16 protein-coding genes and 1 tRNA gene are annotated in these 12,196 nt (G+C 67.2%); 4 read left to right on the top strand and 13 right to left on the bottom strand.

Translation table 11 applies throughout. The annotated features are described in order from the left end of the window. The first annotated feature begins 43 nt into the window (after nt 1-43). From OM513_RS17580 to secA, 3 genes are all read left to right on the top strand, one after another. Nucleotides 44-526, top strand: coding sequence for an energy transducer TonB (locus tag OM513_RS17580; RefSeq protein WP_264946012.1), 483 nt, complete (start codon nt 44-46; stop codon nt 524-526). 70 nt (nt 527-596) lie between these two features. After that, the gene (locus OM513_RS17575) at nt 597-860 is read left to right on the top strand and encodes a hypothetical protein (protein WP_264946010.1); all 264 of its coding nucleotides are present in this window, start codon (nt 597-599) and stop codon (nt 858-860) included. A gap of 125 nt (nt 861-985) precedes the next feature. Continuing rightward, entirely contained in the window at nt 986-3,775 is a 2,790-nt protein-coding gene (secA, locus tag OM513_RS17570; protein ID WP_264946009.1) for a preprotein translocase subunit SecA, read from the top strand. Between the two features lie 46 nt (nt 3,776-3,821). On the opposite strand, the gene OM513_RS17565 is transcribed toward secA, so the two are convergent. The 3 genes from OM513_RS17565 to OM513_RS17555 form a co-directional block, all read right to left on the bottom strand. After that, complete coding sequence (locus OM513_RS17565) at nt 3,822-4,403, bottom strand: CC0125/CC1285 family lipoprotein (RefSeq protein WP_264946008.1); 582 nt, start codon at nt 4,401-4,403, stop codon at nt 3,822-3,824. A gap of 112 nt (nt 4,404-4,515) precedes the next feature. Then, nucleotides 4,516-5,025: a phosphoribosyltransferase gene (locus OM513_RS17560; protein ID WP_264946007.1), complete on the bottom strand. Its 510-nt coding sequence runs from the start codon at nt 5,023-5,025 to the stop codon at nt 4,516-4,518. Continuing rightward, complete coding sequence (locus OM513_RS17555; protein WP_264946006.1) at nt 5,022-6,041, bottom strand: adenosine deaminase; 1,020 nt, start codon at nt 6,039-6,041, stop codon at nt 5,022-5,024. Before OM513_RS17555 ends, OM513_RS17560 begins: the two co-directional genes overlap by 4 nt. A 111-nt stretch (nt 6,042-6,152) precedes the next feature. On the opposite strand from OM513_RS17555, the gene OM513_RS17550 reads away from it, so the two are divergent. Further along, nucleotides 6,153-7,550, top strand: coding sequence for an Nramp family divalent metal transporter (locus OM513_RS17550; protein WP_264946004.1), 1,398 nt, complete (start codon nt 6,153-6,155; stop codon nt 7,548-7,550). 4 nt (nt 7,551-7,554) lie between these two features. On the opposite strand, the gene OM513_RS17545 is transcribed toward OM513_RS17550, so the two are convergent. The 10 genes from OM513_RS17545 to OM513_RS17500 form a co-directional block, all read right to left on the bottom strand. Next, nucleotides 7,555-7,629: transfer RNA gene (locus tag OM513_RS17545), tRNA-Asn, on the bottom strand. 138 nt (nt 7,630-7,767) lie between these two features. Next, the gene (locus OM513_RS17540) at nt 7,768-8,028 is read right to left on the bottom strand and encodes a helix-turn-helix transcriptional regulator (protein WP_264946003.1); all 261 of its coding nucleotides are present in this window, start codon (nt 8,026-8,028) and stop codon (nt 7,768-7,770) included. Between the two features lie 20 nt (nt 8,029-8,048). Further along, entirely contained in the window at nt 8,049-8,351 is a 303-nt protein-coding gene (locus OM513_RS17535; protein WP_264946002.1) for a hypothetical protein, read from the bottom strand. A gap of 4 nt (nt 8,352-8,355) precedes the next feature. Continuing rightward, nucleotides 8,356-8,568: a DUF2786 domain-containing protein gene (locus OM513_RS17530; RefSeq protein ID WP_264946001.1), complete on the bottom strand. Its 213-nt coding sequence runs from the start codon at nt 8,566-8,568 to the stop codon at nt 8,356-8,358. After that, nucleotides 8,565-10,286 (bottom strand): helicase HerA domain-containing protein, encoded by a 1,722-nt coding sequence (locus OM513_RS17525; protein ID WP_264945999.1) that lies wholly within the window; start codon nt 10,284-10,286, stop codon nt 8,565-8,567. Before OM513_RS17525 ends, OM513_RS17530 begins: the two co-directional genes overlap by 4 nt. Continuing rightward, nucleotides 10,283-10,636, bottom strand: coding sequence for a MarR family transcriptional regulator (locus OM513_RS17520; protein ID WP_264945998.1), 354 nt, complete (start codon nt 10,634-10,636; stop codon nt 10,283-10,285). The genes OM513_RS17525 and OM513_RS17520 overlap by 4 nt, the downstream gene beginning before the upstream one ends. After that, nucleotides 10,633-10,992 carry a hypothetical protein gene (locus tag OM513_RS17515; RefSeq protein WP_264945996.1) on the bottom strand — a complete coding sequence of 120 codons (360 nt, stop codon included), beginning with the start codon at nt 10,990-10,992 and terminating at the stop codon, nt 10,633-10,635. The genes OM513_RS17520 and OM513_RS17515 overlap by 4 nt, the downstream gene beginning before the upstream one ends. Beyond that, complete coding sequence (locus tag OM513_RS17510; protein WP_264945995.1) at nt 10,989-11,636, bottom strand: HNH endonuclease signature motif containing protein; 648 nt, start codon at nt 11,634-11,636, stop codon at nt 10,989-10,991. The genes OM513_RS17515 and OM513_RS17510 overlap by 4 nt, the downstream gene beginning before the upstream one ends. Then, nucleotides 11,633-11,872, bottom strand: coding sequence for a hypothetical protein (locus tag OM513_RS17505; RefSeq protein WP_264945993.1), 240 nt, complete (start codon nt 11,870-11,872; stop codon nt 11,633-11,635). The genes OM513_RS17510 and OM513_RS17505 overlap by 4 nt, the downstream gene beginning before the upstream one ends. Beyond that, complete coding sequence (locus OM513_RS17500) at nt 11,869-12,177, bottom strand: hypothetical protein (RefSeq protein ID WP_264945991.1); 309 nt, start codon at nt 12,175-12,177, stop codon at nt 11,869-11,871. Before OM513_RS17500 ends, OM513_RS17505 begins: the two co-directional genes overlap by 4 nt. Between the last annotated feature and the right edge of the window lie 19 nt (nt 12,178-12,196).

The raw sequence follows: 12,196 nt of genomic DNA, 5'->3' as shown, positions 1-12,196 counted from the left end.
ATCGCTTTGGGATGGAAAGTATTCGATCGATCGAGACGGAAAGGTGGTCGACATTCTCTCCTGTTTTTGCTTGGTTCTTCAGAAGATGATGACGCTGCGCAAAAATTCGATGGTCCTGGGCCTGGTGTTGCTTTGCATGACCGCTCCGGTCCATTCACAGGAATCCGGCGGCGGGGGAGCGTCTCTTCCTGAGGCCGGGGTTCCCGAAGAACAGGATTTGCCGGAGTTTCCGGTGAAGCGGGCGGCCCCGCGCGAAATGCCCAGTTTGTGGATCACTGATTCATCCTATCCGCCGGAATCGCGGAGCGCGGGGCACCAGGGCATGGTGGGTTTCGAACTCAGCATCAGTCCGAAGGGAAGGGTGACCGACTGTCAGATCGTCAAATCCTCCGGTCATAAGGCGCTCGACGAGGCCACTTGTTACCTCATGCGCAAGCGCGGCCGCTTCATCCCGGCGCGTGACGCGAGCGGCAATGCCGTGGCCGACAAATGGCGAAGCCGGTTCAACTGGATGCTATCGTTCTGACCGGCGCGTGGATCGCCGTCCCGGCTTTTGATTGGACGAACGGGCGCTCAATGATTATGTCCCGGCGCTGATGGACCTTTTGCTCATCCTCACCGCGATCCTCGCGAGCCTGACCGGCGGCGCCACGGGCGACCGTGCGGGCTCGCTGCGGCAGGTGCAGGGCGTGGCGGTGGTCCAGGCGGCGGAGGCGGTGCAGGCCGCGGTCCAGCCCGTACGAGCCGTCACCGCCCAGGCCGCGCTTCCCGCGCTTCGCCCCCAGGCCGTGGCGATCCCGGCGCGCACTGCCGCGCCGCCGGCCGCGCTGCGGCTGCCGTTCGAGCGCCGGCTCGAGTGAGCTTCCCGCGGGCCGCGCGCACGGCCCGCATCCTCCACCGCGTGCCCTGAACGGGCACCCCCGCGGGACGCCGCCCGGTTCTGTCCGGGCCGTCCGCCCAACATCTTCATACGACAGGAAATGCCATGCTCGGCGCCATCGCCAAGACCCTCTTCGGTTCCTCGAACGATCGCTATGTGCGCTCGCTCAACACGATCGTCGCCAAGATCAACGGCTTCGAGCCCACGATCTCCGCGATGAGCGACGACGAGCTGCGCGGCCAGACGGCGAAGTTCCGCGAACAGCTCGCCGCCGGCGAGAAGCTCGACAACCTGCTGCCCGAGGCCTTCGCCACCGTGCGCGAGGCGGCCAAGCGGGTGCTGGGCCAGCGCCATTACGACGTGCAGATGGTGGGCGGCATCGTGCTCCACCGCGGCGAGATCGCCGAGATGCGCACGGGCGAGGGCAAGACGCTGGTCGCCACGCTCGCCACCTATCTGAACGCGCTTCCGGGCAAGGGCGTCCATGTCGTCACGGTCAACGACTATCTCGCCCGCCGCGACGCGGACTGGATGGGCCAGGTCTATCGCTTCCTGGGGCTCACCGTGGGCGTGATCGTCCCCAACCTCAGCGACCAGCAGCGCCGCGACGCCTATGGCTCCGACATCACCTATGGCACGAACAACGAGTTCGGCTTCGACTATCTGCGCGACAACATGAAATATGACCGCGCGTCGATGACGCAGCGGCCCTTCAACTTCGCCATCGTCGACGAGGTGGACTCGATCCTGATCGACGAGGCGCGCACGCCGCTGATCATCTCCGGCCCCACCGACGACAAGTCGGAGCTGTACATCAGCGTCGACGCGATCGTGAGGCAGCTCGTCCCCGCGGACTATGAGAAGGACGAGAAGCAGCGCACCATCGTGCTGACCGAGGACGGCACCGAGAAGGTGGAGCGCATGCTGGAGGCCGCGGGCCTGCTGTTCGGCGCCAACCTCTATGATTTCGAGAACACCCAGGTGGTCCACCACCTGAACCAGGCGCTGCGCGCGAACGTGATGTTCAAGCGCGATACCGACTATATCGTGAAGTACGAGAAGGTGCGCCGCCCCGACGGCACGATCGAGGAAGTCGGCAAGGTCGTCATCATCGACGAGTTCACCGGCCGCATGATGGACGGCCGCCGCTGGTCGGACGGCCTGCACCAGGCGGTGGAGGCCAAGGAAGGCGTCAAGATCGAGCCGGAGAACCAGACGCTCGCCTCGATCACCTTCCAGAACTATTTCCGCATGTACCCGAAGCTGTCGGGCATGACCGGTACCGCCGCCACCGAGGCGCCGGAATTCTACGACATCTACAAGATGAACGTCGTCACCATCCCGACGAACCTGCCCGTGCAGCGCATCGATGAGGAAGACGAATTCTACAAGACGACCGAGGAGAAGTTCCGCGCGATCGCCAAGAAGATCCGCGAACATAACGCCAAGGGCCAGCCGGTGCTGGTCGGCACCGTCTCGATCGAAAAGTCCGAGCTGCTCTCCGAATTCCTGAAGTCGGAAAAGGTGGAGCATTCGGTGCTCAACGCGCGCTATCACGAGCAGGAAGCGCATATCGTGGCGCAGGCCGGCCGGCTGGGCGCGGTGACCATCGCCACCAACATGGCCGGCCGCGGCACCGACATCCAGCTTGGCGGCAACGTGGAATTCCGCGTGGAGGACGAGCTTTCCGAAATGCCCGAGGGGCCGGAGCGCGACGCCGGCATCGAGCGGATCAAGGCCGAGGTCGCGGCCGAGAAGGAGCAGGTGAAGGCCGCGGGGGGCCTGTTCGTGCTGGGCACCGAGCGCCATGAGAGCCGCCGCATCGACAACCAGCTCCGCGGCCGTTCGGGCCGCCAGGGCGATCCGGGCCTCAGCCGCTTCTACCTGAGCCTGGACGACGATCTGCTGCGCATCTTCGGTTCCAACACGCTGTTCGCGCGCATGATGCGTTCGAACATCGAGGACGGCGAGGCGATCGGATCGAAGTGGCTGACCAAGGCCATCGAGACCGCGCAGAAGAAGGTCGAGGCGCGCAACTATGACATCCGCAAGCAGGTCGTTGAATACGACGACGTGATGAACGATCAGCGCAAGGTGATCTACGAGCAGCGCGCCGACATCATGGACGCGGCCACGGTGGGCGAGGTCGTCGTCGACATGCGCTGGGAGACGATCAACGCGATCATCGGCGAGGGCTGCCCGCCCGATACCTATCCGGAGCAGTGGGATGTCGCGGGGCTGAAGGAGCGCATCCTGGATACGCTCAACGTCGACGCGCCGATCGAGGAGTGGATCAAGGCCGAGGACGGCATCGAGCCCGAGGAGATCGAGAACCGCGTGCGCGACATGGCGGATGCGCTGATCAACGGCAAGTCGGCCGACTTCGATCCCGAGACCTGGGTGATGATCGAGAAGGAGATCCTGCTCAGCAAGCTGGATCACCATTGGAAGGAGCATCTGGCGATGCTCGACGCGCTGCGCCAGGTCATCCACCTGCGCGCCTATGCGCAGAAGACGCCGATCAACGAGTATAAGCAGGAGGCGTTCGCGCTGTTCGAGCGCATGCTGACCGCGATCCGCGAGGATGTGACGCGCACGCTGGGCCGCGCCCAGTTCCAGATGGCGCCGCTCGAGCCGGCGCTGCCGCAACTGCCGGACTTCCTGACCACCCACATCGATCCGCTGACCGGCGAGGACGACAGCTTCGACGTGGACGGCGGCACCCGCGGCTTCGTCACCACCAACTTGCCGCCGATGCAGATTCCGCGTCCGGACGGCGTGGAGGCCGGCGATCCTGCGGAATGGGAAGGCCGCGTCAGCCGCAACGCGCCGTGCCCGTGCGGATCGGGCCGCAAGTATAAGCACTGCCACGGCGCGCTGACCGCCGGGGCCTGAAGCAACGACCGCCGGGACGGGCCGTCAGGCCCGCCCCGGCGGCGGTTCAATTGGCCTTGGGAAGCTGGATCGACGGGCCGAGGCGGCTCGTCACCTCGCGCGCGTCGAATGCGCGGACGTTGTCGGTGGGCTTCGGCCCGTTGCCCGTCACGATCTCCGCCGCGGCATCGTAGCGGCTGACCGTGCGCACGTCGAAATCGTCGTTCCAGGGGTCATAGAACGGGTCCCAGCTCCGCCAGCCGTAGCTGGGCCGGTACCAGCGCCAATAGGGCCGCCAATAGCCCCAGGGGCCGTAGCTCGGCCCCCAGTTGCGATCGACATAGGTGTTGGTCTTCGTCTCCGTATCGCGGGTGACGAGCACGAAATAGTCGAAGCCCTTCTGCAGCGTCAGCTCGGCCGCGCGATACAGGAGATAGCGCTCCACCGTCTCGCGCGAGGTAAGGCTGTTGCCGGCGAAGCTGACGCGGAAGCGGTTGGCCTCGATCTGCTCGTCGGAATAGCCGGTGCGATAGGATCCGCTGCCGGTGGCCGGCTGATAGGGGGTGGGCGTGGCGCACGATCCGAGCGCGATGGCTCCGGCGGCTAGGGCGGCCAGCGCGCCGCTGCGCTTCAGGAAGCTCTTGGGCATGGTTCCTCCGGTTTTCTCCGTGTGCCTGTTCCAACGCGCCACCCGGCGCCCGGTATCCGCACAACGGCTCGCCGAGCCGTTGCATGTCCGCGATTGACGGAGCCTGAACGGATCATCCGATCCGCTCGGGCACCTCCATCGCGTCTTCCTCCAGCGCCGCCTTGGGCGCCATCGCCTCCCAGGGGAAGACGAACCAGTCCTTGGTCACCGCGCGATCGATCTGGCGGTGGGTGTATTCCACGCGCTGCGCCGATCGGATGTTGTCGATCAGTACCGCGAAGCGCACCGCGCCCATGTCCGCGCCCTCGGCCGCCAGCGCCGCGCGAATCTCGCCGATGGTCTTGCCGCTGTCGTTGATGTCCTCGACGAACAACAGCCGGTCGCCGTCGCGCGTGCGCCGGGCCAGTACCGCCACCAGCTCTTCGCCGAACTGGGCGATCCGCGTCGAATGATCGATCGACACCATCGAAAGGCCCATCCGGTGCGACAGGAACACCGCGGGGGTCAGCCCGCCGCGGCCCACGCCGACCAGCAGCGTCGGCCGCCAGTCCGCCGCCGCCGCGGCGATCGCGTGGACGCCGGCGACCATCTCCTCATGCGTGAAAGGGGTGAAGACGATCATCGGGCCTCCGCGCAATAGGTGTCGATCCGGTCCAGGTGCGCCGCCACCGCATCGTCCGCCAGGAACGATCCCAGGAAGCTGTTGCGCGCCAGCGTGACGATGGCGTCGCGGCCCAGCCCGCGCCCCCGTGCCACGGCACGGTAATTATCGCCGATATAGCCGCCGAAATATGCGGGATCGTCCGAGTTGACGGTGGCGCGCAGGCCCAGCTTCAGCATCCGGTCGATCGGGTGGACGTCGATCGACGCGACGTTGCAGAGCTTCACATTGGACAGCGGGCAGACGGTGAGCGTCATGCCCCCGCGCGCCAGCCGCGTGACGAGCTGCGGGTCCTCCAGGCTGCGGTTGCCATGATCCAGCCGGTCGATGTGGAGCAGGTCCAGCGCTTCGCGCACATATTCGGGCGGGCCTTCCTCACCGGCATGGGCGACGCGCTTCAGCCCCATCGCCCCGGCCGCGTCGAACACGCGCTGGAACTTGGACGGCGGGTGCCCGACCTCCGACGAATCCAGCCCCACGCCCGCGATCCGATCGATCCACGGCTGTGCCTGGGTAAGCGTGCGGAAGGCATCGTCCTCGTCCAGATGACGCAGGAAGCAGAGGATCAGCTTGGAGGTCAGGCCATGCTTCGCCTCCGCCTCGGCCATGCCCGCCAGCAGGCCGTTCGCGGCCACGCCGAACGGGATGCCGCGGTGGGTGTGCGTCTGCGGATCGAAGAATATCTCCGCATGGGTCACCCCGTCCGCCGCCGCGCGATCGAAATAGGCCACCGCCAGATCGCGGAAATCCTCCTCGGTGCGCAGCACGTTGGCGCCCGCGTAATAGATGTCCAGGAAATCCTGCAGGTTCGAGAATTCATACGCCGCGCGCACCTCCTCGACCGACTTGAAGGGGATTTCCACGCCGTTGCGGCTGGCCAGCGCGAACATCAGCTCCGGTTCGAGGCTGCCCTCGATATGAAGGTGGAGTTCGGCCTTGGGCAGGCCGGCGATGAAGCCGTCGAGGTCGTCGCTCATGGCGCGAGCATCGCAGGCGGCCCGCGGCGATGCAAGCCGCCGCGCGGCCTGAAAGCTTGCGCGCGGTGCCCGCTCCTGCGCAGACTGCGGCAACGACAGGGGAGGGGATGGATGGAAGACAGCGCTGACGGGAATCTGCATGAATTCGCCGTGGCGGAGCTTCCACCGCCGCCCGCGTCGACCTGGCGGATCATCGGCCCTGGCGTGGTCGCAGCGGGCGTGGGCCTGGCTTCGGGCGAGTTCATCCTGTTCCCCTATATCGCCAGCAAGGTGGGGCTTGTGTTCGTCTGGGCGGCGGCGGTCGGGCTGATCACACAGTTCTTCATCAACATGGAGATCGAGCGCTACACGCTCGCCACCGGAGAGACGGTGCTGACCGGATTCAGCCGCCTGGGACGGCACTGGGGGCTGTTCTTCGCGGCGCTGGCGCTGGTCGCGAACCTGTGGCCCGGCTGGATGCTCAGCTCGGCGACGCTCACCACCTATCTGTTCGGCGGCGATGCCCGGACGATCGCGATCGTGATGCTGGTCGCGATGGGGCTGATCCTGACGCTGTCGCCTGTGGTCTATCGCGCGCTGGAGGGCACCCAGTTCCTGAAGGTCGCGGCGGTGCTGGCGCTGATCCTGATCGCGGCGCTGTTCGCGATTCCCGGCGATCTGTGGGGGAAGACGCCGGCGCTGGTGGCCGACGTGCGCATCCCGGCGGAGGCGCTCGGCTGGCCGCTGCTGATGGGGGCGATGGCCTATGCCGGGGCGGGCGGCGGGCAGAATCTGTGCCAGTCCAACTGGATCCGCGACAAGGGCTTCGGCATGGGCATCCACGCCCCGCGCATCGTTAGCCCGCTGACCGGCGAGCCCCAGGCGGCCCCCGGCACCGGCTGGCGCTTCGTGCCCGATGCGGAGAATCTGGCGCGCTGGCGCGACTGGTGGCGCTTCGCCAACACCGAACAGCTCGTCACCTTCGTCGCGATCAGCTTCGTCACGATCCTGTTCACCTCGCTGCTGGCGCATGCGACGCTGGGCGGGCAGGGCGGGCTGGCCAACAACATCGGCTTCCTGCGCGTGGAAGGTGTGGCGCTGAGCGCGAGCGTGGGCGGCTGGTTCGGCACGCTGTTCTGGGCGGTGGGGGCCTTTTCGCTGTTCGCGGCGGCGCTGGGCATCGTCGATTACACCGCCCGGCTGGCCGCCGACGTGCTGCGGACCAGCTATCTGAAGACCCGGAACGAGAGCATCCTCTATGCGATGCTGGTGTGGGCCATCGTCGCCACCGGGATCGCGATCCTGGCGAGCGGGCTGGATCAGCCGCTGGTGCTGCTGGTCGTATCGGGCTGCATCGCGGCGTTCATGATGTTCTTCTACTCGATCCTGCTGATCCGGCTGGGGCGGCTGCTCGATCCCGCGCTGCGCCCGCGGCCATACCGGCTGGCGGCGATGGGATGGGCGGTGCTGCTGTTCGGCGCGCTCAGCGCGATCACGATCGTCGATCAGGCGGGCAGGCTGATGCGGTGAGCACTGGCTCCCCGGGCCTGATTCGAACAGGCGACCGTCCGATTAACAGTCGGATGCTCTACCGCTGAGCTACCGGGGATCACGCGCGCGCCATGCCGGGGCGTGTCCGCCGGCTGGCTCCCTGAGTTGGATTTCATATTTACGCCTATCCTGCTGAAATCATGTACTTGCTTGCAAAAGCTGTCGGGAGGATGCCCCCACGGGTGCCCCCGAAGCGCTATCCCGGCGCGGGACGGCGGCCGCCGCCGGGGGCGCTGGGGCCGGACGAGTGGCAGCGCTGGCGCGAGGCCTTCCAGGCTTCGACCTCGCTTTCCCACCAGCCGATCGCGCCGGCGCTGAGCCGCACCTTCGGGGGAAACTCGCCGCGGCGGACCAGCCGGTTGATCGTGGCCTGGCTAAGCCCGGTGGTGGCGATCGCATCGGGCATGCGAATGAGCCGCCCCGTCGGGTGGGGCGGCTGGGCCTGTGCCCGGCTCATGGCGTGTCTCTCCTTGCTGTTCATGTGAAGGTGGCTTCGTGCCTGGCTTCCCAGCCGGCGATCGCCGCTGCGCGCAGGGCGCTGATGAACGCCATGTCCACAGCGAAGCCACGGGGCGCCGCCTCGACCACGGCCTTGATCACGCGTGCGATCGTTTCTTCGGGTGGGCGGGCCAAGCGATGCTCGCGGGGGCCTCGAGGATCGTATTCAGCGCCTGGGTCAAAGCCCCAGGTGAAGTACTCGTCCGTGTACGTCTTGCCTGACCGGCGGGCGTGAAAGCGAAACTCCTGCTCGCGTGTGCGCCTGAAAATCTCCTCGCACATCCGATCAAAAATCGTCCCGCGAGTAGGACTGCTCACGCCAGGCGCGCTGTCCACCTCCCCGTTCGCGGCCCGGGATGTCGAAAGCATCCGGGTCAAGACCGTGTTTCTCCAGGATCTTCATGCCGCGGTCGAGCGCGGCCGCGCGCTCACCGTCGATCGTCGCGCTTTTGGCGACGGCGAAGCATTTTCGTGCGCGATCCGTAGGGCTGCTTTTCACTGGGCGCCGCCATCACAGCGCAGAAATTCGTGGAGGCGCAGCCGACCTTCGACGTCGTGCACCAGGTTGGTCGACCGGAGATCCTTCAGGCCCTTGAACCACCAGCCGCTTCCCGGGCTCCGGCCGAGGCGGGCAGCGATTTCCTTCGCCGATCCTTCCCCGTTGGCGCAGATCTCGCGAAGGATATCCGGTGCCGCGCCGCGCAGCTTGCCTGTCCACAGATCGCGCAGCTCTTCCGGGCCTGGGATCATCGCGTAGGAAAATTCCTCGCGCTCGAGCAGCGCGTTGGTGGCGAAGCATTCATCGCCCGCGGACATCAGGCCGGAATCCAGGAGAGCCTTGCGCGCCGCCCAGGAATCGCCGGAGCCGGGCCTTCGACCGAGCATCAACAACAGATCGTTCCAGCGCATGCCGTCCGGCGCGATCGCGCGCAGCAGCGCCGCGATTTCCTGCGCGGTACGGTTGAGCGGCGATTGCGCATTGCCCGGCTGGGCCACGCGCGGCGCAGCGTCCTTCGGCGCGGGCGGCTTTGCTGGTGGCGGCGGCGCGGGCGGCTTTGCTGGTGGCGGCGGCGCAGGCGGCGTCTCATCAGCGGCGCCAGCCTGGCAGAATTTGTAGAAGTCCGCCCACGCCGGCAGCGGCCTTCCCGTCTGAAGCCGCGAAACGATTTCCTCGAGCAGCAGGTGGCCGTTGGCGTAGCGCTCGCACTCCGCGTCAATCCCGCGAAGCGCGCCAAGCTCTGCGATCAGGCCCGCATTCTCAGCTTCCAGCTCCGCAATTCTCCGATCCGCGGCGGCGGCATGCGCTCCAACAGCCTGCTCGCCGCTCGTTGGGATGTCCGGATCGGCGGGAGCGCCGGGACGATCCTCGAGCGCGGCGAGCGCCTGCAGGATCTCGCGCAGCGCCTCGGGCGCCGGCGGCGTGGGGAGGGCTGCCTCCCCAGAACGCACCGGCGTCGTCTCGACGTCGCGGACGCGGAACAGCACCGGCTCGGCCGCGATCGCCGGGCCCACGCCCCAGAAGTGGCGCGGCTCGATTCCGCCCATGCGCTCGCGGCCGACTCTCGGGTTGAAGCCGAGCTGCGCCGCCATCGTCGATCGATCGAGGGTCTGTCCGCTGCGGCCGAGCAGCCAGTTGTTCACCAGGCCGCGCAGGCGCGGATTGACCTCGGTGATCGCCAGGCTGGCGCCGACGAAGGTGAAACCGCGTTTCCGGCCGCGCCGAAGCAGATCCATAATCGCACCGGTCGCCTCGGTCTTGCCGCGCACGGGCGCGAACAGCTGCAGCTCATCGATCACCACCAGGGTCGGCCGCCACAGTTCAGGCGGCGCGGACATGAGGCCCCTCAGAAATCCGTCGATGTATTCTTCCGCGGATTCGCCGAGATCGTTGAGCTTCACGATGAGCGAGAAATTATGGCGCAACGCGGCGTGCGCGAGTTCGCCGCCGCCCGAAATAGAGACGGGGACATCATCATCCGCGCCGCCGGCGATGACGTAGCCGAACCGCTCGCGCAGCGTGTAAAGCTGATCCTCGGGATCGAGCACGATGTGCTGAACGCGACCGTAGGTGGTTTCGAGCAGGCGGCGAACGAGGCTCGATTTTCCGCCGCCCGAATTGGCGATCGCCAGCAGGTGCTGGCCGATCAGGCCGTCGAGATCGACGCGAAGCGAACTGCCATCGGCGCACGTGCCGAGAATGCCTGGCGCGTCGTTCATCCCGCGGCACCCTCCGCCTGCAGGTCGAACAGAGCCGCCAGCCAGTCGGCGCCGGCGGGCTGGATCGAGACCATCCGGTTGCGCTTGTCGCGCGGGTCCATCTCGCGGGCGGCGAAGCCCAGCTCGCCGAGGCGGTTGAGCGCGCGCGTGATCACCGGCTTGCAGACGCACAGCCGCGCGGCCAGGCCGCGAACGGTGTGCGGGCCGGGATCGAGCACCAGCGTCAGAAGGATCGCGATCTGGCGTAGCGAGAGATCGGCGCGGCCCTGCTGGATCACGCCGAGCACGGCATCGGAGACGCGCGCGAGATCGCGATAGGATCCGGCGAAGCGGGAGAATTGGTCGATCATGCGGCTCCTGACTCAAAAGTCGGGGTGTTGACTGGCCGGGCTGGGGCGCCCGGGGAGAGTCGCTCGCGCAGCTGGCGGGCAAAGCGCGGGTCGGCCGGGCGGATCTTGCGAAAGCCGGCGGCATCCCAGGCGCGGTGCGCAGGCTTGCCGCGCAGGCACAGCGCCACCCCGTGCCGCCAGCGCCGGAGCCATCCGCGCGGCCGCCAGGCGAAGGGCACGATTGCGACAACGCGAAACACCTGGCCGCGCACCGGCCGCGGCCCCGGCTCGCCCGCGCCGGAAAGCGGCGACCAGTCGCCGGGATCGGCGACGCAGACGGCGAGATCGCCTGGCGCCCAATCGTCGCGGGCGCTCATGCGGCCATCTCGCCATTCCGTGAGCGCTTGCGTTCGCGCGCGGCATGCTCGAGCTGCGCGACGGCCAGGATCGCCGGCTTCAGCTCAGCAGGGGCGTTGTCGTAGTCGCGACCGAAACGGCCACCCAGGCGCGGCAGGAGCGCGCGCGGGATCGCGATCCAGTTCGACGGATCGGTGTTGGTCTTGTCGCCGTCGAGGGATTTCAGGCAATGCCCCTTTGGAAGGGGTCCATTGGCCTGCTCCCACAGCCAGCGATGCTTGAGCACATATCGGCGCTCGTACCCGGTGTGGGGATTGGTCTCGCTAACGCTAATCTCAACATAGCCATCTTTCGAGATGCGCTCGTGACCCAGATACCGGGTGTTGTGCGGCAACTGGCCCTTCTTGAACTGGGTCTCCGAGGCGCGGCCGCGGGTGGGGTGCGGCTTGCCCTTGTTGTGAGGTGCTTGGCCCGGCAGGAAACGCCCGTCGCGTCCTGTTGCCCAGCCGCGGCGGCTACACAGCGCCTTGATGTGATCAACGGTGACGTCGGTGCGGCCGAAGAACATCACGAACAGCCGGTGCAGCTCGCGCCGTGAAAACTCGCGGTTCTCCTCGATCCAGGCGAGTTCCTCGGCGGAGTAGCGGATCTGCCGCCCCTTCACGACACCGGGCCGCCGATCATGGTGAGTTGCGGCTTGAACCTGTCGCCGTGCTCGGCGAGCAGCTTGATCCCCTGCAGCGTGATACGCGCATTGTCGATGATCTGGTCGGAGACTGCGACGATCGCGTCGGTACGCTTGACCTCGGCGTCGATCTGCTCCGCCGTCAGCCCCTCCTCCGACAGCCGCTCGAGCTGAGCAAAGAGGTGGTTGTTCAGGTCGCTAAGCTTGTTCTTCATTTACCGATCCTCCCCATGAGAGCGGCGGCATCGGCCGCGGCTTGCGCCTCCAGGGCGTCGGCGTGTTCGTTGAGCTGCAGCGCGAGCTTCCGGGCCTCCTCGACCGTGGGGGTCGCGGCGAAGGCGACGCCGGGCGAATTGCAGCCACACTTGCAGCCCAGCAGGCCGGTCGCAAAAATCAGGCGCGCTCCCTGCGGCTGCTCGGCGCGGCCGACAAAGGAGAAGGCAGCGGGCCGGATTACGACCTGGCCGATGCCCCCCCCCCAGGTCGGCCAGATGCGGGGAAAGCGGGGTCTGCGGCTCACCCTCGGTGATCGAGCCGAT

Origin of the sequence: Sphingomonas canadensis (genome assembly GCF_026013525.1) — a bacterium.
GTDB lineage: Bacteria > Pseudomonadota > Alphaproteobacteria > Sphingomonadales > Sphingomonadaceae > Sphingomonas > Sphingomonas canadensis.
This window is presented reverse-complemented; position numbering and strand designations above follow the sequence as displayed.

Excerpts from the sequence above, each read along its gene's own strand:
- OM513_RS17575 (WP_264946010.1), top strand. The coding sequence starts at position 597 with ATGGACCTTTTGCTCATCCTCACCGCGATCCTCGCGAGCCTGACCGGC.
- secA (WP_264946009.1), top strand. The coding sequence starts at position 986 with ATGCTCGGCGCCATCGCCAAGACCCTCTTCGGTTCCTCGAACGATCGC.
- OM513_RS17565 (WP_264946008.1), bottom strand. The coding sequence starts at position 4,403 with ATGCCCAAGAGCTTCCTGAAGCGCAGCGGCGCGCTGGCCGCCCTAGCC.
- OM513_RS17560 (WP_264946007.1), bottom strand. The coding sequence starts at position 5,025 with ATGATCGTCTTCACCCCTTTCACGCATGAGGAGATGGTCGCCGGCGTC.
- OM513_RS17555 (WP_264946006.1), bottom strand. The coding sequence starts at position 6,041 with ATGAGCGACGACCTCGACGGCTTCATCGCCGGCCTGCCCAAGGCCGAA.
- OM513_RS17550 (WP_264946004.1), top strand. The coding sequence starts at position 6,153 with ATGGAAGACAGCGCTGACGGGAATCTGCATGAATTCGCCGTGGCGGAG.
- OM513_RS17540 (WP_264946003.1), bottom strand. The coding sequence starts at position 8,028 with ATGAGCCGGGCACAGGCCCAGCCGCCCCACCCGACGGGGCGGCTCATT.
- OM513_RS17535 (WP_264946002.1), bottom strand. The coding sequence starts at position 8,351 with ATGTGCGAGGAGATTTTCAGGCGCACACGCGAGCAGGAGTTTCGCTTT.
- OM513_RS17525 (WP_264945999.1), bottom strand. The coding sequence starts at position 10,286 with ATGAACGACGCGCCAGGCATTCTCGGCACGTGCGCCGATGGCAGTTCG.
- OM513_RS17520 (WP_264945998.1), bottom strand. The coding sequence starts at position 10,636 with ATGATCGACCAATTCTCCCGCTTCGCCGGATCCTATCGCGATCTCGCG.
- OM513_RS17515 (WP_264945996.1), bottom strand. The coding sequence starts at position 10,992 with ATGAGCGCCCGCGACGATTGGGCGCCAGGCGATCTCGCCGTCTGCGTC.
- OM513_RS17505 (WP_264945993.1), bottom strand. The coding sequence starts at position 11,872 with ATGAAGAACAAGCTTAGCGACCTGAACAACCACCTCTTTGCTCAGCTC.